The 26,056-nt window shown below is 73.9% G+C and carries 23 protein-coding genes; 6 read left to right on the top strand and 17 right to left on the bottom strand.

The window, feature by feature from the left end; translation table 11 throughout:
• Window positions 1-99 precede the first annotated feature (99 nt).
• Window positions 100-1,548, top strand: coding sequence for a DNA repair protein RadA (radA, locus tag O7600_RS16800; protein ID WP_281588490.1), 1,449 nt, complete (start codon window positions 100-102; stop codon window positions 1,546-1,548).
• Between the two features lie 141 nt (window positions 1,549-1,689).
• Window positions 1,690-2,880 (top strand): DNA integrity scanning diadenylate cyclase DisA, encoded by a 1,191-nt coding sequence (gene disA, locus O7600_RS16805; RefSeq protein WP_091576858.1) that lies wholly within the window; start codon window positions 1,690-1,692, stop codon window positions 2,878-2,880.
• A gap of 6 nt (window positions 2,881-2,886) precedes the next feature.
• On the opposite strand, the gene O7600_RS16810 is transcribed toward disA, so the two are convergent.
• The 3 genes from O7600_RS16810 to O7600_RS16820 form a co-directional block, all read right to left on the bottom strand.
• The gene (locus O7600_RS16810; protein ID WP_281588493.1) at window positions 2,887-3,630 is read right to left on the bottom strand and encodes a hypothetical protein; all 744 of its coding nucleotides are present in this window, start codon (window positions 3,628-3,630) and stop codon (window positions 2,887-2,889) included.
• 130 nt (window positions 3,631-3,760) lie between these two features.
• Window positions 3,761-4,324 (bottom strand): peptide deformylase, encoded by a 564-nt coding sequence (locus O7600_RS16815; RefSeq protein WP_281588495.1) that lies wholly within the window; start codon window positions 4,322-4,324, stop codon window positions 3,761-3,763.
• Window positions 4,321-4,833, bottom strand: coding sequence for an ACT domain-containing protein (locus O7600_RS16820; RefSeq protein WP_091568702.1), 513 nt, complete (start codon window positions 4,831-4,833; stop codon window positions 4,321-4,323). Before O7600_RS16820 ends, O7600_RS16815 begins: the two co-directional genes overlap by 4 nt.
• Before the next feature lie 96 nt (window positions 4,834-4,929).
• Between O7600_RS16820 and O7600_RS16825 the strand changes: the two genes are divergently transcribed.
• Window positions 4,930-5,829 carry an A/G-specific adenine glycosylase gene (locus tag O7600_RS16825; protein WP_281588497.1) on the top strand — a complete coding sequence of 300 codons (900 nt, stop codon included), beginning with the start codon at window positions 4,930-4,932 and terminating at the stop codon, window positions 5,827-5,829.
• Between the two features lie 251 nt (window positions 5,830-6,080).
• Here O7600_RS16825 and O7600_RS16830 read toward each other — a convergent pair whose 3' ends face one another.
• The 3 genes from O7600_RS16830 to lysS form a co-directional block, all read right to left on the bottom strand.
• The gene (locus O7600_RS16830; protein ID WP_091568696.1) at window positions 6,081-8,618 is read right to left on the bottom strand and encodes an ATP-dependent Clp protease ATP-binding subunit; all 2,538 of its coding nucleotides are present in this window, start codon (window positions 8,616-8,618) and stop codon (window positions 6,081-6,083) included.
• Window positions 8,619-9,085: 467 nt separating this feature from the next.
• Entirely contained in the window at window positions 9,086-9,436 is a 351-nt protein-coding gene (locus O7600_RS16835) for an Lsr2 family protein (RefSeq protein ID WP_172967898.1), read from the bottom strand.
• A gap of 117 nt (window positions 9,437-9,553) precedes the next feature.
• Window positions 9,554-11,062, bottom strand: a complete 1,509-nt coding sequence (lysS, locus tag O7600_RS16840) for a lysine--tRNA ligase (RefSeq protein ID WP_281588500.1) — start codon at window positions 11,060-11,062, stop codon at window positions 9,554-9,556.
• A 94-nt stretch (window positions 11,063-11,156) separates the two neighbouring features.
• Here lysS and O7600_RS16845 point away from each other — a divergent pair, with 94 nt between their 5' ends.
• Complete coding sequence (locus O7600_RS16845) at window positions 11,157-11,897, top strand: class I SAM-dependent methyltransferase (protein ID WP_281588502.1); 741 nt, start codon at window positions 11,157-11,159, stop codon at window positions 11,895-11,897.
• A gap of 52 nt (window positions 11,898-11,949) precedes the next feature.
• Here the strand turns inward: O7600_RS16845 and O7600_RS16850 are convergent, their stop codons facing one another.
• The 7 genes from O7600_RS16850 to O7600_RS16880 all read right to left on the bottom strand — a co-directional run bounded on the left by O7600_RS16850 (window position 11,950) and on the right by O7600_RS16880 (window position 18,819).
• A complete protein-coding gene (locus O7600_RS16850) occupies window positions 11,950-12,708 on the bottom strand; it encodes a type III pantothenate kinase (RefSeq protein ID WP_099163401.1) in 759 nt (252 codons plus the stop codon).
• 94 nt (window positions 12,709-12,802) lie between these two features.
• Window positions 12,803-13,699, bottom strand: a complete 897-nt coding sequence (nadC, locus tag O7600_RS16855) for a carboxylating nicotinate-nucleotide diphosphorylase (RefSeq protein ID WP_281588505.1) — start codon at window positions 13,697-13,699, stop codon at window positions 12,803-12,805.
• Window positions 13,696-15,384, bottom strand: coding sequence for an L-aspartate oxidase (locus O7600_RS16860; RefSeq protein ID WP_281588507.1), 1,689 nt, complete (start codon window positions 15,382-15,384; stop codon window positions 13,696-13,698). The genes nadC and O7600_RS16860 overlap by 4 nt, the downstream gene beginning before the upstream one ends.
• Window positions 15,385-15,445: 61 nt before the next feature.
• A complete protein-coding gene (locus tag O7600_RS16865; RefSeq protein WP_281588509.1) occupies window positions 15,446-16,339 on the bottom strand; it encodes a septum formation family protein in 894 nt (297 codons plus the stop codon).
• Window positions 16,340-16,527: 188 nt separating this feature from the next.
• Complete coding sequence (gene panD / locus O7600_RS16870; protein ID WP_091568676.1) at window positions 16,528-16,956, bottom strand: aspartate 1-decarboxylase; 429 nt, start codon at window positions 16,954-16,956, stop codon at window positions 16,528-16,530.
• Window positions 16,957-16,985: 29 nt separating this feature from the next.
• A complete protein-coding gene (panC, locus tag O7600_RS16875) occupies window positions 16,986-17,834 on the bottom strand; it encodes a pantoate--beta-alanine ligase (RefSeq protein ID WP_281588512.1) in 849 nt (282 codons plus the stop codon).
• Between the two features lie 55 nt (window positions 17,835-17,889).
• Window positions 17,890-18,819, bottom strand: coding sequence for a Rossmann-like and DUF2520 domain-containing protein (locus tag O7600_RS16880; protein WP_281588514.1), 930 nt, complete (start codon window positions 18,817-18,819; stop codon window positions 17,890-17,892).
• A 256-nt stretch (window positions 18,820-19,075) separates the two neighbouring features.
• On the opposite strand from O7600_RS16880, the gene O7600_RS16885 reads away from it, so the two are divergent.
• Together O7600_RS16885 and O7600_RS16890 are read left to right on the top strand one after the other, a co-directional pair.
• On the top strand, window positions 19,076-20,041 hold the full coding sequence (locus O7600_RS16885) for an SAM-dependent methyltransferase (RefSeq protein ID WP_281594179.1): 966 nt from the start codon (window positions 19,076-19,078) through the stop codon (window positions 20,039-20,041).
• On the top strand, window positions 20,038-21,207 hold the full coding sequence (locus tag O7600_RS16890) for an NADH-quinone oxidoreductase subunit D (protein WP_281588516.1): 1,170 nt from the start codon (window positions 20,038-20,040) through the stop codon (window positions 21,205-21,207). The genes O7600_RS16885 and O7600_RS16890 overlap by 4 nt, the downstream gene beginning before the upstream one ends.
• Before the next feature lie 13 nt (window positions 21,208-21,220).
• On the opposite strand, the gene O7600_RS16895 is transcribed toward O7600_RS16890, so the two are convergent.
• The 4 genes from O7600_RS16895 to O7600_RS16910 form a co-directional block, all read right to left on the bottom strand.
• The gene (locus O7600_RS16895; RefSeq protein WP_281588517.1) at window positions 21,221-23,188 is read right to left on the bottom strand and encodes a hypothetical protein; all 1,968 of its coding nucleotides are present in this window, start codon (window positions 23,186-23,188) and stop codon (window positions 21,221-21,223) included.
• A 129-nt stretch (window positions 23,189-23,317) separates the two neighbouring features.
• On the bottom strand, window positions 23,318-24,322 hold the full coding sequence (locus O7600_RS16900; protein WP_281588519.1) for a glycine betaine ABC transporter substrate-binding protein: 1,005 nt from the start codon (window positions 24,320-24,322) through the stop codon (window positions 23,318-23,320).
• A 208-nt stretch (window positions 24,323-24,530) separates the two neighbouring features.
• The gene (locus O7600_RS16905) at window positions 24,531-25,253 is read right to left on the bottom strand and encodes an ABC transporter permease subunit (protein ID WP_281588521.1); all 723 of its coding nucleotides are present in this window, start codon (window positions 25,251-25,253) and stop codon (window positions 24,531-24,533) included.
• A gap of 114 nt (window positions 25,254-25,367) precedes the next feature.
• Window positions 25,368-26,054, bottom strand: a complete 687-nt coding sequence (locus O7600_RS16910) for an ABC transporter permease (protein ID WP_281588523.1) — start codon at window positions 26,052-26,054, stop codon at window positions 25,368-25,370.
• Between the last annotated feature and the right edge of the window lie 2 nt (window positions 26,055-26,056).

The following is a 26,056-nucleotide window of genomic DNA, read 5'->3' on the forward strand; positions in this document are numbered from 1 at the left end:
CCTCCGTTCCGCCGACACCGCCGTTCGTGGCCAGCGCCACGCCGGCGGTGTCGCCGTCTGCGGTGGGCTTTCGTCGTACCGTCCGGTTAGCGTCCTGTGGTGACCTCGCCCCGATCGACCTCCCCCCGTGCCGGCGCCGGCCGCGGTCGCGCCGCCGCCCGCGAACCCCGCCCGGCCTACGAGTGCGACGCGTGCGGTCACCAGCCGCCGAAGTGGGTGGGCCGGTGCCCCGAGTGCGGCGAGTGGGGCTCGGTGGTCGAATGCACCGTCACCGGCCCGCTGGTCTCCGGCCGGGTGGTCAGCTCCCGGATGCCGGCCGAGCCGGCCCGGCCGATCGCCACCATCAGCGCCGCTCCGGCCCGCGCCCGGCCGACCGGGGTCAGCGAGCTCGACCGGGTGCTCGGCGGCGGGCTGGTCCCCGGTGCGGTGGTGCTGCTGGCCGGCGAGCCCGGCGTCGGCAAGTCCACCCTGCTGCTCGACGTGGCCCAGCAGTGGGCCGCCGGCGCGGGCAGCCCGTCGCTCGTGGTCAGCGGCGAGGAGTCGGTCAGCCAGGTGCGGCTGCGCGCCGAGCGGATGGGCACCCTGCACGACCAGCTCTACCTGGCCGCCGAGAGTGACCTGTCGGCGGTGCTCGGCCACCTCGACGCGGTCAAGCCGGGGCTGCTGGTGCTCGACTCGGTGCAGACCATCTCCACCACCGGCACCGAGGGCGTGCCCGGCGGGGTCACCCAGGTGCGCGCGGTCACCGCGGCGCTGGTCGCGGTGGCCAAGGAGCGGGGCATCGCCACCGTGCTGGTCGGGCACGTCACCAAGGACGGCCAGGTGGCCGGCCCGCGGGTGCTGGAGCACCTGGTCGACGTGGTGCTGCACTTCGAGGGCGACAAGCACTCCTCGCTGCGGATGGTGCGCGGCGTGAAGAACCGGTTCGGCGCGGCCGACGAGGTTGGCTGCTTCGAGATGCACGAGGGCGGCATCAGCAGCCTCGCCGACCCGTCCGGCCTCTTCCTGACCCGCTATTCCGAGCCGGTGCCGGGCACCTGCGTGACAGTGGCGATGGAGGGGCGGCGGGCGCTGGTCACCGAGGTGCAGGCGCTGATCGGGGCCACCGTCGCCGGTTCGCCCCGGCGCACCGTCTCGGGTCTCGACGGCGCCCGGCTGGCCATGGTGCTCGCGGTGCTCCAGCGGCGCACCGAGCGGCTGACGCTGCACGACCGGGAGGTCTTCGCCGCCACGGTCGGCGGCATCCGGGTGGTCGAGCCGGCGGCCGACCTGGCCGTGGCGCTCGCCGTCGCATCCGGCGGGCTCAACCTGGCGCTCAACGCGCACCTGGTCGCCATCGGTGAGGTCGGGCTGACCGGCGAGGTGCGCCGGGTCGGCGCGGTCCCCCGACGGTTGGCCGAGGCCGCCCGGCTGGGCTTCCGGCTGGCCCTGGTGCCGCCCGGCTGCGGCCCGGGCAGCAGCGGCGTCGCCCCGGAGAACATGCGCGTGATCGAGGTCACGGACGTGCGCGCCGCGCTCCAGGCTGCCGCCCGGGCGTCGGCGGAGTGACGGTGGGTAGCGCTGGGGCGGGAGCGGTCGGGCGAATCGGACAGGTCGCGCAGGCGGGCGGCGACCGCCGGAGCCGGGCATCGTGACACATCACAGTAACCACGAGAGCACCCACCGCACCGCAGTCCGTAGACTGTGCCCGTGCCGATCGACCGCGATGCCACCAAGCCCGCAACGGCGACGCCGCACGCCCGCACCGGCGCCGTGAGCGGAAACCCCGCCCGTGCCGCCATCAGCGTGACCGTCACCGGGAGCGTCGGTGGGGCCGGTGGCGACCCACTGCGGGCCAATCTCGCCCTCATGGCGCCGGGCACCGCGCTCCGGGACGGCCTGGAGCGGATCCTGCGCGGCCGCACGGGCGCGCTCATCGTGCTCGGCTACGACAAGGTGGTCGAGCAGATCTGCACCGGCGGCTTCCCGATGGACGTCGAGTTCTCCGCCACCCGGGTCCGCGAGCTGTGCAAGATGGACGGCGCCGTGGTCCTCTCCAGCGACGGCACCCGGATCGTCCAGGCCGGCGTGCACCTGATGCCCGACCCGTCCATCCCCACCGAGGAGTCCGGCACCCGGCACCGCACCGCCGAGCGGGTGGCCCGGCAGACCGGCTACCCGGTCATCTCGGTCAGCCAGTCGATGCGGATCATCAGCCTCTACGTCAACGGCCAGCGGCACGTGCTCGACGACTCGGCGGCGATCCTGTCCCGGGCCAACCAGGCCCTGGCCACGCTGGAGCGCTACAAGCTGCGGCTGGACGAGGTCTCCGGCACCCTCTCCGCGCTGGAGATCGAGGATCTGGTCACCGTCCGCGACGCGGTGGCCGTGGTGCAGCGGCTGGAGATGGTCCGGCGGATCGCCGACGAGATCGCCGGCTACGTGGTCGAGCTGGGCACCGACGGCCGGCTGCTGGCACTCCAGCTCGACGAGCTGATGGCCGGCGTGGACGCCGACCGCACCCTGGTCATCCGCGACTACCTGCCCGTCGGCCGCAAGTCGCGCACCCTCGACGAGGCGCTCGTCGAACTCGACCTGCTCACCGCCACCGAGCTGATCGACCTGGTGGCGGTGGCGAAGGCGATCGGCTACCCGTCCGCCTCCGACGCGCTCGACGCGGCGGTCAGCCCGCGCGGGTTCCGCCTGCTGGCCAAGGTGCCCCGACTGCCGGCGGCCGTGGTCGACCGACTGGTCGTGCACTTCGGCAGCCTCCAGCGGCTCCTCGGCGCCACCGTGGAGGACCTCCAGGCGGTCGAGGGCGTGGGCGACGCCCGCGCCCGGGGCGTCCGCGAGGGGCTGTCCCGGCTCGCCGAGGCGTCCATCCTGGAGCGTTACGTCTGACCCGGCTCAGCCGGTGACGGTCAGCTTCACCGGCTCGCTGATCCTGGTGCCCACCCGGGCGAAGACCTGGTACGTGCCGATCGGCGCGTACTCGCCGTTGGCCAACCCGCCCGCGCACCGATTGTCGAGCCGGCCGTTCCACCCCAGCTGGTAGGCGCGCTCGAAGTCTGGCGTGAACGACTGCACGTCCGACTCGTTGGCGGTGCCGCAGGTGTCCGACGACCAGATCTTCTCCGCGCCCGCCTTGATGTACAGCTCCTGGACCTTGGCGCCGACGTCCCGGCTGCACGTGCGGTCCGAGACGTTCTTGACCTTCAGGCGCAGGGTGACCACCGTGCCCCGCTGGGCGCTGGCCGGCACCGCCACCGGCGTCACCAGCAGTTCGGAGTCGGCGCAGGTGCCGTCGTCGGAGACCGGTTGCCCGGACGCCCCGCCGTCGCCCGTGCCCGAGCCGCCCCCGTCGCTCGTGCCGCCGCTGCTCGTGCCCCCGCCGTCCGAGCCGGTGTCGCCCGAGGCGCCCGGTGTCGGCGACGGGCTGCCCGACTGCGGGCTCAGCACCGAGCCCGACGGGCCCGGGGCCGCGCCCGCGGTGCCGCTGGGCGACGGGTTGCCGGACGGCGTGCCGGTGTTGCGGTCCGGGCCGGTGCAGGAATAGAGCAGGACAATCAGGAAGAGCAGCCCCGCACCGAGCACGACGGCACGACGCCGCCAGTACACGGCGGGGGGCAGGGGGCCGACCGTCAGACGCATGATGCGCCTACCGTATCCGCGCGGTGCGCGACGCGCGGGTCCGACGCGCCGGTGACACCGCGCCGCCCGGCCTGAAGCGTCCACAGTGGAAACCAATGTTCACCGAGCGCCGTCGCCGGACCACTCCCGGTCAGAGATAGACCTGGCGCTGGTAGACGGCGTGCGCCCCGGCCACCCGGTCGAGAAAGAGCAGCCCGGCGCAGTGGTCGATCTCGTGCTGGAGCGCGCGCGCCTCGAAGCCGTCGGTGACCAGTCGCACCGGCTCGCCGCTGCCCGGCAGCGCCCCCTCCACCACCAGGCGACTCGCCCGCTTCACGTCCCCGGTCAGATCCGGCACCGACATGCAGCCCTCGCGACCGGCCTTCCAGCGGGTCGCCTCCACCACCCGGGCGTTGCACAGCACGAACGTGCCGTGCACGGTGACCGCCTTCGGATGGCCGGTCACGTCCACCGCGAACACCTGGGCGCCCACCCCGACCTGCGGTGCCGCCAGGCCCACACAGCCCGGCGAGACCCGCATCGTGGCCACCAGGTCGGCGGCGAGCCGCACCACCTCGGGCGAGGTCGGGTCGACCGCCGGGCCCGGCCGGCTCAGCACCGGCTCCGGGGCGGCCACCACGGGGCGTACCTCGCCGGGGACGCCCAGCTTCTCCGGCGTCCAGCCGCCCAACCCGGCGTACTCCTCGGCGGTCACAGCAGGTCCGTGTCCGCCGGGCGCAGGCTGACCCCGACGCCCAGCTCCGCGGCGGCGCGGGTGAGCCGGCCGGCCACCTCGTCCGCGCTGCCCGGCGGCAGCTCGACCTCGGCGACCACCACGTAGAGCGATCCGGTGAGCCGGGTGCTCAGATCGGTCACGTTGCCGCCCGCGTCGGCCAGCACCCGGGTCATCGCCGCGACGATGCCCATCCGGTCCGCGCCGTGCACCGCCAGCACGTACGGCTCGCCGGCGGCCGTGCTGCCGCCGTCCGGCGTCACCGCGCGTACGGTGGCCAGCAGGTGCCCGTCGGCGGCGAGCGGGGCCAGCGCGGCCTCCACGTCGGCGGCGGCCGGGCCGACACAGATCAGGGTCATCGCGAAGTGTCCCCGCAACCGGGTCATCGTCGAGTCGGTGAGGTTCGCGCCCAGCCGGGCGAGGACCTCCGCGACGTCGGCGACGATGCCCGGCCGGTCCCGGCCGATGACGGTGATCGCGAGCTCGTTCATTCGGACATTCTGCCCCGCCGTCCATGATCGGCCGCGCCGGCCCACCCGGGTCGCCCAACCAGCGGGATCTTCGCCCGTGACATCATCGTCAGCGCCATGACTGAGCCCACCTTCGCCGCCCAGGTCAGCCGCTGGTACGAGCGCAACGCCCGCGACCTGCCGTGGCGCCGGCCCGGCATCGGCGCCTGGGCGATCCTGGTCAGTGAGGTCATGCTCCAGCAGACCCCGGTGGTCCGGGTGGTGCCGGCTTGGGAGGCGTGGCTGGCCCGGTGGCCGGAGCCGCGCGCGCTGGCGGAGGACACCCCGGCCGAGGCGATCCGGATGTGGGGCCGGCTCGGCTACCCCCGTCGGGCGTTACGCCTGCGCGAGTGCGCGGTGGCCGTCGTGGAACGGCACGGCGGCGTGGTGCCCGACCGGCTGGACCAGCTGCTGGCGCTGCCCGGTGTGGGCACGTACACGGCCCGGGCGGTGGCGGCGTTCGCGTACGGGCAGCGCCACCCGGTGGTGGACACGAACGTCCGGCGGGTGGTGTGCCGGGCGATCGCCGGCGAACCCGACGCCGGACCGACCACCCGCCCGGCCGACCTGGTCGCCACCGAGGAGCTGCTGCCGGTCGAGCCGGCCGCCGCCGCCCTGGCCAGCGCGGCCTTCATGGAACTCGGCGCGGTGGTCTGCACCGCCCGCGCGCCCCGCTGCGCGATCTGCCCGGTCGAGTCGAACTGTGCCTGGCGGGCGTCCGGACAGGCGGCGCCGGCCGGCCCGACCCGCCGCCCGCAGCGCTACGCCGGCACCGACCGCCAGGTACGCGGGCTGCTCCTCGCGGTGCTCCGGGACGCCACCGGTCCGGTGCCGCACCAGCGGCTGGACCAGGTCTGGCCGGACGACGTGCAGCGGGCCCGCGCCCTGGCCGGCCTGGTGACCGACGGCCTGGTGGAGCCGGCGGGCGAGGAGTCCTTCCGCCTGGCCGGCGACGGCCCCGCCGTCCCCCTCCTCTGACGCCCCGCCCCACGCCCCGCCCCCCGCCCCGCCCCGCGCTCCGCGCGGGGCCCGCCCCGTCGATCATGAAGTTAGCGGCGACAAATCGGACGCCACGTGCGGTCAACTTCATGATCAACAGGGCGAGGGTGGGCGGGAGAGCGGGCGTGCGGGCAGGCGGCGCCGGTAGCGAGGTGCAGTGGGCATGGGAAAGGCGGCGGCCCCGGTGGCTTTCGCCAGCCGGGGCCGCCGCCCTCGATGTTCCGCCCGGATCAGGCGGCGTCGTCCGCGCCGGTGGCGGCGGTGCCGCCGAGGTCCGCCGGGACCGCGTCCGGCACGGCGTCCGGCCGGTCCGCGCCCCGGAAGACGAGCTTGGACTTGTCGATGTTCTCGGGGTCGCCCTCGCAGTCCACCACCACGATCTGACCCGGGGTCAGCTCGTTGAACAGGATCCGCTCGGAGAGGTTGTCCTCGATGTCGCGCTGGATCGTGCGACGCAGCGGCCGCGCGCCCAGCACCGGGTCGAAGCCCTTCTTCGCCAGGTACTTCTTGGCGTTGTCGGTCAGCTCCAGACCCATGTCCTTGTTGCGCAGCTGGCCCTCGATCCGCTGGATCATGATGTCGACGATCGAGAGGATCTCGTTCTCGCGCAGCTGGTGGAAGACGATGGTGTCGTCGATCCGGTTCAGGAACTCGGGCCGGAAGTGCTGCTTGAGCTCGTCGTTGACCTTCTGCTTCATCCGGTCGTAGTTCGACTCGGAGTCCTCAGAGGCCTGGAAGCCCAACGACACCGCCTTCGCGACGTCACGGGTACCGAGGTTGGTGGTCAGGATGATGACCGTGTTCTTGAAGTCCACGATCCGGCCCTGGCCGTCGGTCAGGCGCCCGTCCTCCAGGATCTGCAGGAGCGTGTTGAACACATCCGGGTGGGCCTTCTCGATCTCGTCGAACAGGACCACCGAGAACGGCCGGCGACGCACCTTCTCGGTCAGCTGGCCGCCCTCGTCGTAGCCGACGTAGCCGGGAGGGGCACCCACCAGCCGGGAGACCGTGTAGCGGTCGTGGAACTCGGACATGTCCAGCTGGATCAGCGCGTCCTCGCTGCCGAAGAGGAACTCGGCAAGCGCCTTGGACAGCTCGGTCTTACCGACACCGGACGGGCCGGCGAAGATGAACGAGCCGGACGGGCGCTTCGGGTCCTTCAGGCCGGCCCGGGTGCGCCGGATCGCCTTTGAGACCGCCTTGACCGCGTCCTCCTGGCCGATGACGCGCTTGTGCAGCTCGTCCTCCATGCGCAGCAGGCGCGAGGTCTCCTCCTCGGTCAGCTTGTAGACCGGGATGCCGGTCCAGTTGCCGAGCACCTCGGCGATCTGCTCGTCGTCGACCTCGCTGACGACGTCCAGGTCACCGGCCTTCCACTCCTTCTCCCGCTGCGCCTTCTGGCCGAGGAGCTGCTTCTCCTTGTCGCGGAGTTGCGCGGCCCGCTCGAAGTCCTGCGCGTCGATCGCGGACTCCTTGTCACGACGCACCTGCGCGATGCGCTCGTCGAAGTCGCGCAGGTCCGGCGGCGCGGTCATCCGGCGGATCCGCATCCGCGCGCCGGCCTCGTCGATCAGGTCGATCGCCTTGTCCGGCAGGAAGCGGTCGGAGATGTAGCGGTCGGCCAGGGTGGCCGCCGCGACGAGGGCCGCGTCGGTGATGCTCACCCGGTGGTGCGCCTCGTAGCGGTCCCGCAGGCCCTTGAGGATCTCGATGGTGTGCGCCAGCGAGGGCTCACCCACCTGGATCGGCTGGAAGCGGCGCTCGAGGGCGGCGTCCTTCTCCAGGTGCTTGCGGTATTCGTCGAGGGTGGTGGCGCCGATGGTCTGCAGCTCGCCACGGGCCAGCATCGGCTTGAGGATGCTGGCGGCGTCGATCGCGCCCTCGGCCGCGCCCGCACCCACCAGGGTGTGGATCTCGTCGATGAACAGGATGATGTCACCGCGGGTGCGGATCTCCTTGAGCACCTTCTTCAGGCGCTCCTCGAAGTCACCGCGGTAGCGGGAGCCGGCCACCAGGGCGCCGAGGTCGAGCGTGTAGAGCTGCTTGTCCTTGAGCGTCTCGGGCACCTCGCCCTTGATGATCTTCTGGGACAGCCCCTCGACCACGGCGGTCTTGCCGACGCCCGGCTCGCCGATCAGCACCGGGTTGTTCTTGGTGCGGCGGGACAGCACCTGCATGACCCGCTCGATCTCCTTCTCGCGCCCGATGACCGGGTCGAGCTTGCCCTCACGGGCGGCCTGGGTCAGGTTGCGGCCGAACTGGTCCAGCACCAGGCTGGTCGACGGCGCGGCCTCACCCGGCGCGGCGCCGGCCGCGGCGGGCTCCTTGCCCTGGTAGCCGGAGAGGAGCTGGATCACCTGCTGGCGGACCCGGTTCAGGTCGGCGCCGAGCTTGACCAGCACCTGGGCGGCGACGCCCTCGCCCTCGCGGATCAGGCCGAGCAGGATGTGCTCGGTGCCGATGTAGTTGTGGCCGAGCTGCAGCGCCTCGCGCAGCGACAGCTCCAGCACCTTCTTGGCCCGCGGCGTGAACGGGATGTGCCCGCTCGGCGCCTGCTGGCCCTGGCCGATGATCTCCTCGACCTGCTGGCGCACGCCCTCCAGGGAGATGCCCAGGCTCTCCAGAGCCTTGGCGGCGACGCCCTCACCCTCGTGGATGAGGCCCAGCAGGATGTGCTCCGTACCGATGTAGTTGTGGTTGAGCATCCGGGCCTCTTCTTGGGCCAGGACGACAACCCGTCGCGCTCGGTCGGTGAACCGCTCGAACATGCCCTCGTGCTCCTCACGTGCCGTGCGCCTTGATGGTCAGATCTCGGCGGGGCCGGTGCGCGGACGTCCGGGACGGCGTCCGTGCCTCCTTACTCTATCGCCGCGGACCGTCTCCGCTGAGGTCGTGTGTCCCCGCGAATGACCGTTCCGACGTCGTTTCTGACAACCGTCCACGCTCAGGAGGTGTTCCGGGACCCCTACCTGTACGCGCAGAGCGAAATTCGACCGGCGGCGGAAAGTCCCGGTCGGGGGGTTCGGGCGGGGTGTACGCGCCCGCCACGGTCGTCCACAGCCTGTGGACGGAATCTCCACCGCCTGTGGACAACCGGTCCGGACGGGGTTTTCTTCCCCCCGGCGCGGGGTCGGCCCGGAACCGGACACGCGGCACCCCAGGGCGCAAAAGGCGACGCCGGCCCGGAGTCGCACTCCGGTCCGGCGTCGGGTCGCCCGTCTCGCGAGGGTCGGGGTCAGTGCCCCGCCTTCGCGTGGTACTCGTCCACGATCTCCTGCGGGATCCGGCCCCGGTCGGAGATGTCCTTGCCGGCCTTCTTGGCCCACTCGCGGATGGCACGGTTCTGCTCACGGTCGGCGGTGGCGCCACCCCGACCGCGCGCGGCCCGGCCGCCCACGACCACACCCCCACGACCCACCCGCGTGCCGTGCGCGATGTACGGCGCGAATACGTCGCGCAATTTTTCAGCGTTGGAGGCGGAGAGGTCGATCTCGTACTGCACGCCGTCGAGCGCGAACTTGACAGTCTCGTCAGCGTCCCCGCCGTCCAGGTCATCGACCAGCTTGTGAATGATCTGCTTGGCCACGTCCCACATTCCTTTCGAGCAGGGTCACGCTCCTGCGAATACTCGCAAGCACGATAACCCGCCCGATGCTTGCTCCGTCAATAGGACCGGGTAACGAGCCGGAGAAGGTTTGCGCCCCTACTCGGGCCGGACCAACGGGAACAGGATGGTTTCCCGAATTCCCAGGCCGGTCAAGGCCATCAGGAGCCGGTCGATTCCCATTCCCATACCACCGGCCGGCGGCATTCCGTACTCCATGGCCCGGAGAAAGTCCTCGTCGAGTCGCATCGCCTCGTCGTCGCCGCGCGCCGCGAGCTGCGCCTGGGCCACCAGCCGCTCCCGCTGCACGACCGGGTCGACCAGCTCCGAGTAGGCGGTGCCCAGCTCGAATCCGAGCACGTAGAGGTCCCACTTCTCGGCCAGGCCCGGCTCGCTGCGGTGCGCCCGGGTCAGCGGGCTGGTCTCCTCCGGGTAGTCGCGCACGAACGTGGGCGCCTGCAGGGACGGCACCACCAGTTCCTCGAACAACTCCTCCGCGAGCTTGCCCGGCCCCCACTTCGGGTCGACGGAGAGACCGACCTTGTCCGCGTACTCGACCAGGCGTGACCTTTCCGTGCGGACGGTGACCTCCTCACCGAGCGCTTCGGAAAGAACACCGAACAGCGTCACCGACCGCCACTCGCCGCCCAGATCGAACTCCCGGCCGTCGGCGTGCGTCACCACCGTGGAGCCGGCGACCGCGACAGCGGCCTGCTGCACGAGATTTCTCGTCAGCTCCGCCATCGTGTCGTAGTCGCCGTACGCCTGGTAGGTCTCCAGCATCGCGAACTCCGGCGAGTGCGAGGAGTCGATGCCCTCATTACGGAAGTTGCGGTTGATCTCGAAGACGCGGTCGACGCCGCCGACCACCGCGCGCTTGAGAAACAGTTCCGGCGCGATTCGCAGATACAGATCGGTGTCGAGCGCATTGCTGTGGGTCACGAATGGGCGGGCCGTCGCGCCCCCGTGCAGCAACTGCAGCATCGGCGTCTCGACCTCGATGAAGTCCTGCCCGTGCAGGGTGTCCCGCAGGCTGCGCACCGCGGTGGCCCGGGTGCGCACCATCTGCCGGGCCTGCGGCCGCACCACGAGGTCCACGTACCGCTGGCGGACCCGGGCCTCCTCGCTGAGCGGCTTGTGCGCCACCGGCAGCGGGCGCAGCGCCTTGGCGGTGACCGCCCACTCGTCGGCCAGCACCGACAGCTCGCCGCGCCGGCTCGTGATCACCTCGCCGGTCACACCGACGTGGTCACCCAGGTCGACCAGTCGCTTCCAGTCGGCCAGCCGCTCCGCGCCGACCCGGTCCAGCGACAGCATCGCCTGGAGCTCGGTGCCGTCGCCGTCGCGCAGGGTGGCGAAGCAGAGCTTGCCGGTGTTGCGGATGAAGATCACCCGGCCGGTGACCGAGGCCCGGTCCCCGGTGGCGGTGTCGGTGGGCAGCTCGGCGTAGCGCCCGCGGAGCCGCGCGAGCGTGGTCGTCCGCGGGAAGCCGACCGGGTACGGCTCGACCCCCTCGGCGAGCATCCGGTCCCGCTTCTCCCGGCGGACCTTCATCTGCTCGGGAAGGTCGTCGGCGGGGTCGGTGGGCAGGGCGTTCTGCTCGGTCACGGCACGCTTCCTCAGGCCTCGGGAACCAACGGCGGGGTCAGCCCATGAGCGTACTCAAGCGAATTGCGGACCGTTACGGGATAACCTGCCCGCCATGACCGACCCCACTGCGGCGCTCTCGTTCGGCGGCGCCGCCGCCGCGTACGACCGGTTCCGGCCCCGCTATCCGGAGGCGGCCCTGCGCTGGGCGCTGAACGGACTGGACACCCCGGCCCGGGTGGTGGACCTCGGCGCCGGCACCGGCATCCTCACCCGCGGCCTGCTGGCACTCGGGCAGCACGTAGTACCCGTGGAGCCGGATCCGGGGATGCGGGCCCAGCTGGCCGCCGCCACGCCGGACACGACGGCGCTGGCCGGCAGCGCGGAGGCGGTGCCGGTGCCGGACGGAGCGGCGGACGCCGTGCTGGCCGGTCAGGCCTACCACTGGTTCGACCGGGACCGGGCGCACGCCGAGGTCGCCCGCGTGCTGCGCCCGGGCGGCACGTTCGCGCCGGTGTGGAACCTCCGGGACGAGCGGGTCGCCTGGGTGGCCGAGCTGACCCGGATCGCCCACCTCGGCGACACCGCCGACGACGTGACCGGCCGGTACGGCGACTTCGGCCCCGCTTTCACCCCGGTCGAGGTGGGCGAGTTCGCGCACGCCACCACGCTCACGCCGGACCAGGTGATGAACATGCTGCACACCCGCTCGTACTGGCTGACCGCCACGCCGGCCGAGCGGGCCCGGATCGACGACGGGCTGGCCGAGCTGTTCGCCGACCACCCCGACCTGGTCGGTCGGGACACCGTCGAGCTGCCGTACCGGACGCTCGTGCTCCGGGCGCACCGGCGTTAACAGGGGGCCCTTCCTCTACCGGAGGCGTTAAGAGGGGGCCCTTCCTTACACCTCAGGTGTTGCGCTCGTAGACCATCCGGAGGCCGATCAGGGTGATCATCGGCTCGTGGTGGGTGATGGTGCGGCACTCGCCGAGCACCAGCGAGGCCAGGCCGCCGGTGGCGATCACCGCCCTGACGTCGCCCAACTCCTCGGACATCCGCTCGACGATCCGGTCGACCTGGCCGGCGAAGCCGAAGTAGAGACCGGCCTGGAGACACTCGACGGTGTTCTTGCCGATCACCGAGCGGGGACGGGTGGCCTCCACCTTGCGCAACTGCGCGGCGCGGGCGGCCAACGCGTCGAAGGAGATCTCGATGCCGGGCGCGAACGCCCCGCCGAGGAACTCGCCCCGGTCGCTGATCACGTCGAAGTTGGTGGTGGTGCCGAAGTCCACCACGATCGACGGCCCGCCGTAGAGCGTGTACGCGGCCAGCGTGTTCACCACCCGGTCCGCGCCCACCTCCTTCGGGTTGTCGATGGCGAGCTGCACGCCGGTGCGGACGCCGGGCTCGACGATCACGCTGGGCAGGTCCGCGTAGTAGCGGCCGAGCATGGTGCGCAGCGAGCGCAGCGCCGCCGGCACGGTCGAGCAGGCGGCCACCCCGGTGATCTCCACGGCGTCACCGGCCAGCAGCCCGCGGAACATCAGGCCCAGCTCGTCCGCGGTGGAACGGGCGTCGGTCTTGATCCGCCAGGAGTGCACCAGCTTGTCGCCGTCGAAGGTCGCCAGCACGGTGTTGGTGTTTCCGATGTCGATGCAGAGCAGCACAGCGGCAGCCTAGACGGCGCTCGCGCCGACGGTGAAGCGCGAGGAGTGAGCCGGGGTTGCGAGCCCCGCAGTCGCGAACGAAGACCGGATCATGTCATTGCTCGCGCAGGTCGAGGGCGATGTCGAGGATCGGCGACGAGTGGGTGAGCGCGCCGACCGAGAGGTAGTCGACACCCGTCGCGCCGTACTCGGCCGCCATCGGCAGGGTCAACCCGCCGGTCGCCTCCAGCTCCGCCCGGTCACCGACCGCGGCCACCACCTCGCGCAGCTGCGCCGGGGTCATGTTGTCCAGCAGCAGGAACTCGGCCCCCGCCTCGATCGCCTCCACCGCCTCGGCCAGCGTGTCCACCTCCACCTGCACCGGGACCTCCGGGAACGCCGCCCGGACGCGGCGGAACGCCGCCGCGATCCCGCCCGCGCCCACCTTGTGGTTGTCCTTGATCATGGCGACGTCGTAGAGGCCCATCCGCTTGTTGGTGCCGCCGCCGGCCCGGACCGCGTACTTCTCCAGCGCGCGCAGGCCCGGCGTGGTCTTACGGGTGTCGAGCACCATGGCCTTCGTACCGACGAGCGCGTCGGCCCACGCCCGGGTGTGGGTCGCCACCCCGGACATCCGGGAGAGCAGGTTGAGCGCCGTCCGCTCGGCGGTGAGCAGCAGCCGGGTCGGCCCGGTCACGGTGGCCAGCACGTCACCGCGCGCCACCCGCTGCCCGTCGTGGGCCACCAACGACACCTCGACCGTACGGCCGGCGCCGGTCACCTCGCCCGCCAGCTCGAACACCGCGGCCGCCACCGGCAGTCCGGCCACCACACCGTCCGCGCGCGCCACCAGGTCGGCCGTGTCCTGCTGCTCGGCCGGAACGGTGGCGACGCTGGTGACGTCGAGGAAGTCCGGGCCGAGGTCCTCGGCCAGGGTGTCGACGACGATCCGCCGGACCGACTCCGGGTCCAGGCCGCCGTCCCGCAGCGCCCGCCGCGTCGACTCGATCACGAAACACCCTCCCAGTTCTCGGTGAGCCGCCCGTCCGGGCCCACCTCGGCCACCAGGTGGCCCCGCCACCTGTCGTCGGCCGACGGGAAGTCCTCCCGCCAGTGGCAGCCCCGGGTCTCCCGCCGGGCGTAGGCGGCGGCGACCAGCGTCGACGCCACCGTGATCAGGTTCGTCGCCTCCCAGTCGGCGGTACGCGGCACGCCCCGACCCGCACCCAGCGCGGTGAGCGCGGCGGCGGTGCCGGCCAGCGTGTCCGCCGAGCGGAGCACGCCCGCGCCCCGGGTCATCGCCCGTTGCAGGTCCGGCGTGCCCGCGGCCGGCACCAGCCAGCCCGGCCCGCCGACCCAGGCGCCGGTCTCCGCCGGGCGGGCCTGCTCGGGCAGACCGGCGGCGATGTCCTCGGCGATCCGGCGGGAGAAGACCAGCCCCTCCAGCAGCGAGTTGCTGGCCAGCCGGTTGGCGCCGTGCACCCCGGTGCAGGCCACCTCGCCGCAGGCGTACAGGCCGTGGATCGAGGTGCGGCCGCGCAGGTCGGTCCGGACACCGCCCGACGCGTAGTGGGCGGCCGGGGCCACCGGGATCAGGTCGGTCGCCGGGTCCACGCCGATGGCCAGGCAGGACGCCACGATGGTGGGGAACCGCCGGGCCAGGAAGTCGCCGCCGAGGTGCCGGGCGTCCAGGTAGACGTGGTCCGCGCCGGTGGCGAGCAGGACCCGGTGGATGCCCTTGGCCACCACGTCGCGGGGGGCCAGCTCGGCCAGCTCGTGCTGGCCGACCATGAACCGCTTGCCGTCGCCGTCGACCAGGTGGGCGCCCTCGCCCCGCAGTGCCTCGGAGACCAGCGGCTGCTGGGCCAGGCCGGCGCCCGGCCCGCCGGCCGGCACGATCAGCGCGGTCGGGTGGAACTGGACGAACTCCAGGTCGGTGACGGCCGCGCCGGCGCGCAGCGCGAGCGCCACCCCGTCGCCGGTGGAGACCGCCGGGTTGGTGGTGGCGGCGAAGATCTGGCCCATGCCGCCGGTGGCCAGCACCACCGCGCGGCCGAGGACGGCGCCGACGCCGTCCTCGCTGCCCTCACCGAGCACGTGCAGGGTGATCCCGCAGGCCGGACCGAGGCCGCCCGGCCCGTCGCCGGGCGCGCGCAGCAGGTCCAGCACCAGCGCGTGCTCGACCAGCCGGATCCAGGGGTCGCGGCGTACCGCCGCGTGCAGCGCCCGCTGCACCTCGGCGCCGGTGGCGTCGCCGCCGGCGTGCACGATCCGGTCGGCCCGGTGCCCGCCCTCCCGGGTGAGCATCAGCGAGCCGTCCGGGTTGCGGTCGAACTCCGCCCCGATCCGCATCAGCTCGCGGAGCCGGGTCGGGCCCTCCTCCACCAGCGCCCGCACCGCGGCCGGGTCGCAGAGGCCGACGCCGGCCACCTCCGTGTCGTACGCGTGCGCGCCCGGGCTGTCCGTCGGGTCCAGCACCGCGGCGATGCCGCCCTGCGCCCAGCGGGTGGAGCCCTCGTCCATGTCGACCTTGGTGACGACGGTGACGTGCAGGCCGGCCTCGCGCAGGTGCAGCGCGGCGGTCAGCCCGGCGACCCCGGAGCCGACCACGATGACGTCGGTCGTCTCCACCCAACCGGGCGCGGGCGCGGCGAGCAGCCGGGGCAGCGCCGGTAGGTCGACGGGGGATAGGTCCATGCGGACAGTCAACCCGAAGCGTCCTCGCTCCGGGCCACGGGGGCGGGACGAGTGGTTTCGGCTACCTCGTCCGGAGCGGCAGCCCGCCCGGGCCGGCGCCCTTCAACGAGGCGGTCACGGTGCGGTCGCTGAGCCACAGGTAGCACCGGACGCCCCGGTCGCCCACCGCCCAGCGGGCCGCGCCGGGCGGGCGCACCACCACGCCGCTGCGGTAGCGCAGGACCGGGTCGGCGGGCACGCCGGTCCAACGCGCGACGGCGCCGTAGCAGCCGTCGTAGAGCGGCGCCCAGTCCGCCGGCCTGCTCGGGTACGGGCGGTCCGGCGCGAGCCAGACGCCGACGAACTCGGCGTCGTGCGCCACCGCGCAGTCGACCGGGGTGAGCGTCTGCACCCGCCGTCGGTCCTGCCCGGTGCGCTGGCAGCCGAGGCGCAGCGGGGACGGCGGCTTGAGCGCGTCCCGGAGGCTGCCGGTGCGGGTCACCACGGTGGCCGCCGCCTCGACCGTGTTCAGCTCGGTCAGGTCGCACCGGAACCAGCGGGAGCCGGCCGTCCAGCCGGCGCCGGTGGGCACCGCCACGGCCAGCCGGAGCCGCCCGGCCCGCCAGTCGTCGCCGACGAACCCGCTGGCCCGGGTGTCGCACTCGGCGAAGGCGGTGCGCAGCTCGGGTGAGTCGAGCGGAGGCGGCGTGGCCCGGCCGACGGTGAACGCCCCGACGTGCACGGTCTCCACCCGGTGCGGCAGGTCGCAGCCGACCGGGGCGTACGCGGCCAGGCCGACCGTCGGGGTGAAGTCGGCGACCTGGCACACCCCGGCCGCCGGGGTGAACGGACCGGGCCGACCCATCGGCGCCCAGTCGTCGGTGAGGTCCCCGTCCAGCCCGCCCGAGGAGGCGCACCCGACCAGCGCCGCTGTCGCGACCACGGCGGCGACGAGGCTCCGCAGCGTACGGCCCATCGCGCCTCCCCCAGCCCGACGACCGTCGATTCCGACGGTCCGCTCAGGGTAGCCGAAAATGACCTTCCGGTAACAGACCGCGCCGGCCCCCACCTCCCACCCCGCTGATCTTGCAGTTACCGGGCGGGCAAAGGGTTCAAAAGGGGCGAACAGGGGGCCGCAAGTGCAAGATCGCGAAGGAGGCGGGGTCAGTTCAGGGCGGCGGCGAGGGGGTTCGGGACGGGGTCGCCGGCGGTGCCGGGGGCGGCGGTGGTGGGGTCGGCGGTCAGGTCGACCACCTTGTTGTCCGCGTCGACGTGCACCACGCGGGGCTGCCAGGCGCGCGCCTCGGCGTCGTCCATCTGGCCGTACGAGATGAGGATGACCAGGTCACCGGGGTGCACCAGGTGCGCGGCGGCGCCGTTGATGCCGATCACGCCGCTGCCCCGCCGGCCCGGGATCACGTACGTCTCCAGCCGGGCGCCGTTGGTGATGTCCACGATCGCGACCTGCTCGCCGGGGATCAGGTCCGCCGCGTCGAGCAGGTCCTCGTCCACCGTCACCGAACCGACGTAGTGCAGGTCGGCCTGGGTCACCGTGGCCCGGTGGATCTTCGACTTGAGCATGGTCCGGAGCATCGGGGTGCCTTTCCGCATTCGTGGTGGGGTCAGGGACGCGGCGCGAGGTGCAGCGCCGTGTTGTCGATCAGTCGGGTGGCGCCGACCCAGGCGGCGATCAACAGCCGGGCCGGGCCGGAGACGGGACCGGGCTCCAGGTCGGTGTCGGTGAGCACCAGGTAGTCGAGGCGGGCGTCCGGCGTACCCGGGTCGAAGGCCCGGTGCGCGGCGGCCAGCACCGCGCCGGCGTCGTCGCCCCGCTCGGCCGCCGCCACACCCGCGCGCAGCGCGGCGGACAGGCTCAGCGCGGCCCGCCGCTCGTCGGCCGACAGGTAGCGGTTGCGGCTGGACAGCGCCAGGCCGTCCGGCTCCCGCACGGTCGACACTCCGACGATCTCGGTCGGCACGTCCAGGTCACGGACCATCCGGCGCACCAGGGTGAGCTGCTGGTAGTCCTTCTCGCCGAAGAAGGCCAGGTCGGGGCGGGTGAGCTGGAGCAGCTTCAGGACCACGGTGAGCACGCCGTGGAAGAAGCCGGGCCGGCTCAGGCCCTCCAGGTCCTCGCCGAGCGGGCCCGGGTTCAGGCGCACCGTCGGCTGGCCCTCCGGGTACATCTCGCTCACCGGGGGCGCGAACACCAGGTCCACCCCGGCCCGCCGGCAGATCTCCAGGTCGGAGTCGAGCGTGCGCGGGTAGCGGTCGAAGTCCTCGTTCGGGCCGAACTGCAGCGGGTTCACGAAGATCGTCACCAGCACGTGGTCGGCCCGCTCGCGGGCGGCCCGCAGCAGCGTCTCGTGCCCGGTGTGCAACGCGCCCATGGTCATCACCACGCCGACGGTGCCGGCCAGCCCCTCCCGGGCCGCCGCCAACTCCTTGCGCGTGTGCAGCACCTCGACCATCAGTGCCTCCCGGTTCGCGACTGCGGGGCTCGCAGGCCCGGCTCACTCCTCGCGCTCACGCCACGACCTCCATCCCGTTCAGCGCGTCCCGCAGCGGCGCGGCGTCCGCCGGGCGCAGCCGGCCCGCCGCGACGGCGCGGTCCGCCGTCCGTCGGGCCAACGCCAGGTAGGCCGGCACGGATTCCGGCGCGGTCCGCGCCAGCCGGTCCAGGTGCCGGCGTACGGTGCCCGCGTCGCCCCGGGACACCGGGCCGGTGAGCGCGTCGTCGCCGAGCCGCAGCGCGTTCTCCAGGGCCGCCCGCAGCAGCGGGGCGAGCACCTTCTCCGGCCGGTCCACCCCGGCGTCGCGCAGCCGGTCGGCCGCCTCGTTGACCAGGGTGACCAGGTGGTTCGCGCCGTGCGCCAACGCCGCGTGGTAGAGCGGCCGGTCGGCCTCCCCCACCCACTCCGGCACGCCGCCCAGGTCGGCCACCAACCGGGCCGCGAACGGGCGCAGCTCGGCCGGCGCGGTCACGCCGTAGGAGCTGCCGGCGATGCGGGACAGGTCGTCCGGCGTACCGGTGAAGGTCATCGCGGGGTGCAGCGCGAGCGGCCGGGCGCCGGCCGCGGCGGCCGGGGCCAGGACGGCCAGCCCGTGCGCGCCGGACGTGTGCGCGACCACCTGGCCGGGGCGCAGCGCGCCGCTCGCGGCCAGGTCGGCGACCACGTCGGCCAGGGCGTCGTCGGGTACGGCCACGATCAGCAGGTCGGTGGCGGCCCGGGCCACGGCGGCGGCGGAGCGGTGCGGGGTCTGCGGCAGGAGCAGCGCCACCCGGGCCCGGCTGGCGCCGGAACCGCCCGAGGCGGCCACCACGCGGTGACCGGCGGCGGCGAGGGCCGCGCCGAGCACGGAACCGACCCGGCCGGCGCCGAGCACGCCGACGGTGAGGGTGCGGGGAAAGGCGAGCGGGGCGCGAGTGGCCCGCGGGCGCAGCGGTGCGCTCATGGCAGCGATCCAGTCCTCGAAGGGGGTACCGGTCGATGGCAAGTATGCGCCCGGGTGACAGACCGGAAACAAGAAGGTGTGAAAACCTTCACCGACCGCCCGAAGCACCCGCTGCGGTGGCGGAGGAACCGCCCGTACGGGTACGTCCGCGCCGCTCGACGCCGGGCCGGCGGGTCACCGGACGGCACCGGCCAGGGCGGGCCGTAGGGTCGGCCCGGTGACGTCCGGGTACCCCGCGCTGCGCTGGCGCGACGCGATGGAACGGGCCCTCTACGGGCCGGACGGCTTCTTCGTGGCCGGCCCCGGCCCCGCCGCCCACTTCCGCACCAGCGTGCACGCCTCACCGGTCTTCGCCGCCTGCCTGCTGCGGCAGCTCGCCGCCGTCGACGAGGCGCTGGGACGGCCGCCCCGGCTGGACGTGGTCGACGTGGGCGCCGGCCGGGGCGAGCTGCTCCGCGCGCTGGTGACGCGGGCCGACCCGGACCTGGCCGACCGGATCCACCCGGTCGCGGTGGAACGCGCCGAACGCCCCGCCGACCTGCCACCCGGCATCGACTGGCGCCACGAGATCCCCGAGGGGATCACCGGCCTGCTGCTGGCCACCGAGTGGCTGGACAACGTCCCCCTGGACGTCGCCACCCCCACCCCGGACGGCTGGCGCCACCTCCTGGTCGACCCCACCACCGGCCAGGAGACCCCCGGCCCCACCCTCAGCCGCACCGACACCACCTGGCTCACCCACTGGTGGCCCCCCACCCCCGGCCGGGCGGAGATCGGCGGGACGCGGGACGAGGCGTGGGCGGAGGCGGTGGGACGGGTCGAGCGAGGGCTGGCGCTGGCGGTGGACTACGGGCACCTGCGGGACGCCCGCCCCCTGGACGGGACGCTGACCGGGTACCGGGACGGGCGGCAGGTCCCGCCGGTGCCGGACGGGTCCTGCGACGTGACCGCGCACGTCGCCATGGACTCGGTGGCCGCCGCCGGCGCGCGGGTCGCGGGGTGCGCGTACACCCTGGTGTCGCAGCGGGAGGCGCTGCGGGCGCTCGGAGCCGACGGCGGCCGACCACCGCTGGCCCTGGCCTCCCGGGACCCGGCCGGCTACCTACGCGCGCTGGCCGGCGCGTCGGCGGCGGCCGAGCTGACCGACCCGGCCGGCCTCGGCGGGCACTGGTGGCTGCGGCAGCCGGTCGGCGTCGCGCCCGAGGCGACCATGGCACGATGACGGGCATGACCACGGACGCCGGCGACCTCCGCGAGCTGACCGTCGGCACCGGGGCCGGCGGTGAGCAGCTCGGCACCGACATGGTGCTCAACATCGGGCCGCAGCACCCCTCGACGCACGGCGTGCTCCGGCTGAAGCTGGTGCTCGACGGAGAGCGGGTGGTCGCCGCCGAGCCGATCGTCGGCTACATGCACCGGGGCGCGGAGAAGCTCTTCGAGGTACGCGACTACCGGCAGATCATCGTGCTGGCCAACCGGCACGACTGGCTGTCGGCGTTCTCCAACGAGCTGGGTGTGGCGCTCGCGGTCGAGCGGCTGATGGGCATGGAGGTGCCGGAGCGCGCCACCTGGCTGCGGATGGCGCTGGCCGAGCTGAACCGGGTGCTCAACCACCTGATGTTCCTCGGCTCCTACCCGTTGGAGATCGGCGCGATCACGCCGATGTTCTACGCGTTCCGCGAGCGGGAGACCATCCAGGCGGTGATGGAGGAGGTCTCCGGCGGCCGGATCCACTACATGTTCAACCGGGTCGGCGGCCTGAAGGAGGAGGTGCCCGCCGGCTGGACCGGCCGGGCCCGCGCCGCCATCGCCGAGGTACGCCGCCGGATGCCGGACCTGGACCACCTGATCCGGCGCAACGAGATCTTCCTGGCCCGCACCGTCGGGGTCGGCGTGCTCTCCGCCGCCGACGCCGCCGCGTTCGGCGCGTCCGGGCCGGTCGCCCGGGCCTCGGGGCTCGACCTGGACCTGCGCCGGGACGAGCCCTACCTGGCCTACGACCAGCTCGACGTGCCGGTGGTGACCAAGACCGCCGGCGACTGCCACGCCCGCTTCGAGGTGCTGCTCGACCAGGTGTACGCCTCACTCGACCTCGCCGAACAGTGCCTGGACCGGGTGGACCGGATCTCCGGACCGGTGAACACCCGGCTGCCCAAGGTGGTCAAGGCGCCCGAGGGGCACACCTACGCCTGGACCGAGAACCCGCTCGGCATCAACGGCTACTACCTGGTCTCCCGGGGCGAGAAGACGCCGTGGCGGCTCAAGCTGCGCACCGCCTCGTACGCGAACGTGCAGGCGCTGTCGACGCTGCTGCCCGGGTGCCTGGTCCCGGACCTGATCGCCATCCTCGGCTCGATGTTCTTCGTGGTCGGCGACATCGACAAGTGAGCCCGGGGCGCGGTCAGCGCCAGCGGTCGTCGGCGTCGCGGTGCGGGTGACCGTAGCCGCCGGGCTCCGGCCGCCGCCGCTCCGGCTCGGGACGCTGCCACTCCGGCTCGACCTCGCGCCACTCCGGCTGGCCGCTGCGCTGCGTCGGCGGTCGCCACTCCTGCGGCACCGGGACCCCGCCGGCCGGCAGCGCCGGGTGGCTCTCCGGCGACCAGCCGCCGGCCGGCGCGCCACGGACGGAGGCCCACCGGTCCTCGACCCGGTACTCGGTGCCCCCGCCGTCCTCGTGCACCGCGGCCCGCCGCTCCCCGACCCGGATCTCCCGCCCCCGGTCGTCGTCGCGGACCGCCGCCCAGCGGTTGCCGGCGGCCCGCACCTGCGACCAGTGCGCGCCGTCCGGCTCGGCCACCCGCGCCCGCCCGGCCTGCTCCTCGGGCGGCCAGGAGCGGTCGCCTCGCACCCCGCCCGCCGCCCGACCGGTCCGGTCGTCACCCGGGCCGGACCAGTCGCGCTGCTCGTCCGCCGGCCGGTCCGATCCCGGGCCCCGCGACCAGCCGTCGTCCGCCGGCCAGCCCCGCTGCCCGCCGGCCGCCCGGCCGACACCGGCCCAGGGGTGCTCGCGCCCGTCGTCGGTCCGCCCGTATCCGTCGCCGGACGGGCTGGGTCGGTAGCCGTCACCGGGCGCGGCGGCCCGGTAGCCGTCACCGGACGGGCCGGTGCGGTAGCCGTCGCCCGACGTGGCGGGCCGGTAGCCGTCACCGGGCGCGGCGGCCCGGTAGCCGTCGTCGCGGGCGCCCTCGTCGCGGGGCCAGGTCCGTTCCGCGCCCGGGCCGGATCGCAGGCCGCCCAGCCAGCCGTCCTCCTCCGAGCCGGACCATCCGGATCGGGCCGGCTCGTCCCGGCCCGACTCGCGGTGTCCGACGCCCCGGTGGTCGGCCGCCTCCGCACCCCGCGGCCGCTCCTCCGCTCCCGGTGACCAGCGACCGGCGAACCCGCCGTACCGGCCGCCCGCCGGTTCGCCACCGTCCACGATGGTGTGCCGGGTGGTGACGTGCACCGTCTCGGTGTGGTGGACCACGCCGACGGGGCGGGGCTGCTCCGGCCGGGCCGGCTCGGCCACCCGCGCCGCGCCGTAGACACCGGCCGACGACCGGTCCTGGCCGTGGACACCGGTCGACGGCCGGTCCTGGCCGTATCCGCCGGTCGACGGCCGGTCCGCGCCCGGCGCGCCGGCGGACGGCCACTCCGTGCCGCGCGGGTCGGACCGGGCCGGGTCGGCGTCGTGGCCGGCGAACCCCGGGCGGTCCGCGCCGGAGCGGTCCGGGGCGGTCCGGTAGCCGCCGGGCTGCGCGCGCTCCCCGGCGTACGGGCCCGACGGGTCGGTCTCGTACGGCTCGGGCCGGCCCCAGCCCGCACCGGCGTGAGCATCGGGGCGGTCGACGTCGAGCCGGGACGCGTCGTCGGCGCCGTAGCGCGCGCCCGACGACCGGCCCGGTGCGTCCTCGTCGCGGTCGGCCGGGTGCGCCCGTCCCGCGTCGTACGCGCCGGCCACCGGCACCCGGGCCCGTCCGCCCGGGCGCTCCTCGGCGGGCGCGGCGGCCAGCCCCGCGGCTGCCGCGTCGAGTCGCTGACGCACCGCGCCGGCCGTCTCCTCCGCCCTGCGGGCCTGGTCGAGCGCCTGGTTGCCACGTTGGGCGGCGGCCACGATCTCGGACCGCAACTCGCGTCGGAGCTGCTCCAGTTCCTCGCGCAGTTCCTCGGCCCCGGCGTCACCGGAGCCGTTCTCGGCCCGCAGCGCGATGGAGAGGCCGATCAGCACCACGGCGAGGATCGCCAACACGGCGCCGAACCGCAGCGTGCCGTTGCCGTCGGCGACCAGCAGGATGAGCGCCGCCAGGGGCGCCAACCCCACGCCGATCCAGAACAGGACGGTCAGCGGCGTCGGGGTGCGCTTGTCGGCGGGGGCGACCGAGGCGGGCATGGCTGAGCAGATTACCGAGAGTTCCACCGGAGGGGAACGGGTCGGCGCGATCGGATGCACGGTCGCTGACCAGCGACCCCGCCCGGGATCGCCGCCGGCCGGCCGGTTCGACCGGCCGGCGGCGACGGATCAGCTCGTGGCGAGCGCCGCGTCCGAGGAGAAGACGAGCCCGACGCTGGCGGCGCCGGTCTTCAGCGCGTTCTTGGTCTGCGGGCCACCCGCGTCCAGCGAACTGAACGAGCCGGCCTTGAAGTCGTAGACCTCGACCAGCCCGGCCTGGCACTTCGGCCGCTGCGGGCACTCCGGCGGGCCGGCGAGCACGGTGGCCTGCCCGGAGCACTTCGCGGCCAGGTCGGAGAGCGTCGAGACGGCGTACTTGTCGGCGAAGGCCTTGGTCACCGCGAACGCGTTCTGGTCCTGCGCCTGGGAGGGCTGGCCGAACACCAGGCCCGCCTTGTCGCCCTCGGTCTTGAGCGCGGCGACGGTCTTCTCCAGCTCCGGGGACGAGACCGGCTGGGCGTCCTTGCCGTTGGCCTTGGTGTTGAGGAACTCGGCCATGGTGGCGGCGTATTCCGGGACGACCTGGACCTGACCCTTCTCCAGGGCCGGCTCGTAGAGCTCCCGGTTGCCGATGGTCTGCACCTTGACCTGGTAGCCCGCCGCGGTGAGCGCAATCTTGTAGAGCTCGGCGACGGTCTGGCTCTCGCTGAAGTTGCCCGCGCCCACCGTCACCTGGCCGCCCGGACCCTTCTCGATCCCGTCCGTCACGCCATTGGCGGCGGCGAACTCCTGCGCCGCCACCTGGGGCGTCTTCCGGTCGACGTCGACCGCCCGGTTGAGCTGGATCAGCTTGGGGGTGTCGAGCTTCGCCGACACCTTGTCCAGCGCGGCGACCAGCTGCGGCGTCGCCGCCTTCTTGTTGATCGCGGGCAGGACGTTGTCGGTGTTCTGCAGCTTCTTGTCGTCGGTGAGGACGACCAGCTGGTCACCCGCCACCGGGGCGCAACCGGCACCCGAGGCGCCCGCCTCGGGAGCGTCGGTGCCGGACGAGCCGGCGCCACCGCAGCCCGTGAGGAGAGTTGCCGCGGCGAGGGCGCCGAAGGCCCCCGCGGCCAGCCGTGCACGTGCGCGCATCAGTGCCCGCCTTCCGTGTCCCGGCGCGACCCCGATGGGCCGGCCGCGTGTCCGACGGGCGATCCGGACGGCCGCCCGCGACTTCACCCAACATCCTCCGGACCCGACCGACAAACTCGGAGCGGTTTTCGTCATCCGATCGTCACCGGGGGGCCGATATGCTGTGATGCCCGACTCACGGACGGGCCGGCGCCGGCCCGCCGGGCGGTCAGCCGCCGGCCGTGGCCGCGGCCGCGCGGCGGTTCGCCCGCCGGCTGACCCGCCGCAGCGGGCGCGGCGTGACCACCCGCTCCAGCACCGCGAGGATCCCCTCGACCAGCAGCGCCAGGCCCGCCACGAGCACACCGCCGGCGATGATCTGGCCGCCGCCGGCCGCGATGTCCAGCCCGAAACCGGCCCGGATGATCTGGCCCAGCCCGCCACCGTTGACGAAGGAGGCCAACGCCGCGGTCGCCACCACCTGTACGGCCGCGGTACGGAACCCCGCCGCCAGGTAGGGCACCGCGAGCGGCAACTCCACCCGGCGCAGCACCTGCCCGCCGGAGAGCCCCATCCCGCGCGCGGCGTCCCGGGCCTCCGGGTCGGCCTGCCGCACCCCGGTGTACGCGTTCGCCAGCAGCGGCGGCACCGCGAAGACCGCGAGCGCCACCACCACCGCCGACCGGCCGAAGCCGAGGAAGGTCAGCGGCAGGATGGTCAGCAGGGCCAGGGTCGGGATCGCCAACGTGACGTTGGAGACCAGCAGCACCAGCCCACCGCCCCGGCCGCTGTGGCCGAGCCAGAGACCGATCGGCCACGCCACCAGGCAACCCAGCAGCACCGCCAGGGCGGACATGCTCAGGTGCTCGCCGAGGCGGTCCAGCACGCCGCCGGGGTTGGTCCAGTTCAGCGGGTCGTTCAGCCAGACCACGGCCTGCTGCACCGGATTCACCGCGCCTGCCTTTCGCTCGCGACTGCGGGGCTCCGCTGCGCTGCACTCCTCGCGCTCACCGGACCTGCCTTTCGCTCGCGACTGCGGGGCTCCGCTGCGCTGCACTCCTCGCGCTCACCGGACCCGCCCGCGCAGCCACGGGGTGAGCAGCCGCCCCATCCCCGCCAGGACCAGGTCGAGCACCAGCGCCAGCAGCACGCAGAGCACCGTGCCGGTCATGATCTGCGCCTTGTAGAAGTTGTTCTGGAAGCCGGCGAAGATAAGCTGGCCCAGCCCGCCCCGGCCCACCACCACGCCCACCGTGACCAGCGCGACCGTGGAGACGGTCGCCAGCCGTACGCCGGTGAGGATGCCGGGCAGCGCCAGCGGCAGCTCGATCCGGACCAGCCGGCCCCAGCGGCCGTAGCCCATGCCCTCGGCGGCCTCCCGCACCTCCGGTGGCACCTGGTTCAGGCCGGCCAGCGTGTTGCGCACGATGACCAGCAGCGCGTAGAGCGCCACCACGGAGAGCACGGTGATCGCCCCGATGCCGAGGTAGGGCGCGAGGAAGGCGAACAGCGCCAGCGACGGGATCGTGTAGAGCACGCCGGTCAGCGCCAGGATCGACGCGGCGAGCGAACGGAACCAGTACGCTGCCACCGCGAGCGGCAGCGCCACCAGCGCGGCGATCACCACGGCCCGGGCGGTCAACCAGGTGTGCTCGCGCAGCGCGGCGAGGATGGTGTCAGAGTTGTCCCGCACGTACTGCCAGGAGAACCACGGATTGCCCGGGGCGGCCCGGTAGCTCAGGTGGAGGAACACAC

Origin of the sequence: Micromonospora sp. WMMA1998, assembly GCF_027497375.1 — a bacterium.
In the GTDB taxonomy this organism is placed as follows: Bacteria; Actinomycetota; Actinomycetes; order Mycobacteriales; family Micromonosporaceae; genus Micromonospora; species Micromonospora sediminicola.

Excerpts from the sequence above, each read along its gene's own strand:
- panD (WP_091568676.1), bottom strand. The coding sequence starts at position 16,956 with ATGCTCCGGACCATGCTCAAGTCGAAGATCCACCGGGCCACGGTGACC.
- O7600_RS16830 (WP_091568696.1), bottom strand. The coding sequence starts at position 8,618 with ATGTTCGAGCGGTTCACCGACCGAGCGCGACGGGTTGTCGTCCTGGCC.
- O7600_RS16890 (WP_281588516.1), top strand. The coding sequence starts at position 20,038 with ATGACGGGCATGACCACGGACGCCGGCGACCTCCGCGAGCTGACCGTC.
- O7600_RS16825 (WP_281588497.1), top strand. The coding sequence starts at position 4,930 with ATGACTGAGCCCACCTTCGCCGCCCAGGTCAGCCGCTGGTACGAGCGC.
- O7600_RS16810 (WP_281588493.1), bottom strand. The coding sequence starts at position 3,630 with ATGCGTCTGACGGTCGGCCCCCTGCCCCCCGCCGTGTACTGGCGGCGT.
- O7600_RS16880 (WP_281588514.1), bottom strand. The coding sequence starts at position 18,819 with ATGAGCGCACCGCTGCGCCCGCGGGCCACTCGCGCCCCGCTCGCCTTT.
- O7600_RS16895 (WP_281588517.1), bottom strand. The coding sequence starts at position 23,188 with ATGCCCGCCTCGGTCGCCCCCGCCGACAAGCGCACCCCGACGCCGCTG.
- O7600_RS16885 (WP_281594179.1), top strand. The coding sequence starts at position 19,076 with ATGGAACGGGCCCTCTACGGGCCGGACGGCTTCTTCGTGGCCGGCCCC.
- O7600_RS16865 (WP_281588509.1), bottom strand. The coding sequence starts at position 16,339 with ATGGGCCGTACGCTGCGGAGCCTCGTCGCCGCCGTGGTCGCGACAGCG.
- O7600_RS16900 (WP_281588519.1), bottom strand. The coding sequence starts at position 24,322 with ATGCGCGCACGTGCACGGCTGGCCGCGGGGGCCTTCGGCGCCCTCGCC.
- O7600_RS16845 (WP_281588502.1), top strand. The coding sequence starts at position 11,157 with ATGACCGACCCCACTGCGGCGCTCTCGTTCGGCGGCGCCGCCGCCGCG.
- panC (WP_281588512.1), bottom strand. The coding sequence starts at position 17,834 with ATGGTCGAGGTGCTGCACACGCGCAAGGAGTTGGCGGCGGCCCGGGAG.
- O7600_RS16820 (WP_091568702.1), bottom strand. The coding sequence starts at position 4,833 with ATGAACGAGCTCGCGATCACCGTCATCGGCCGGGACCGGCCGGGCATC.
- O7600_RS16860 (WP_281588507.1), bottom strand. The coding sequence starts at position 15,384 with ATGGACCTATCCCCCGTCGACCTACCGGCGCTGCCCCGGCTGCTCGCC.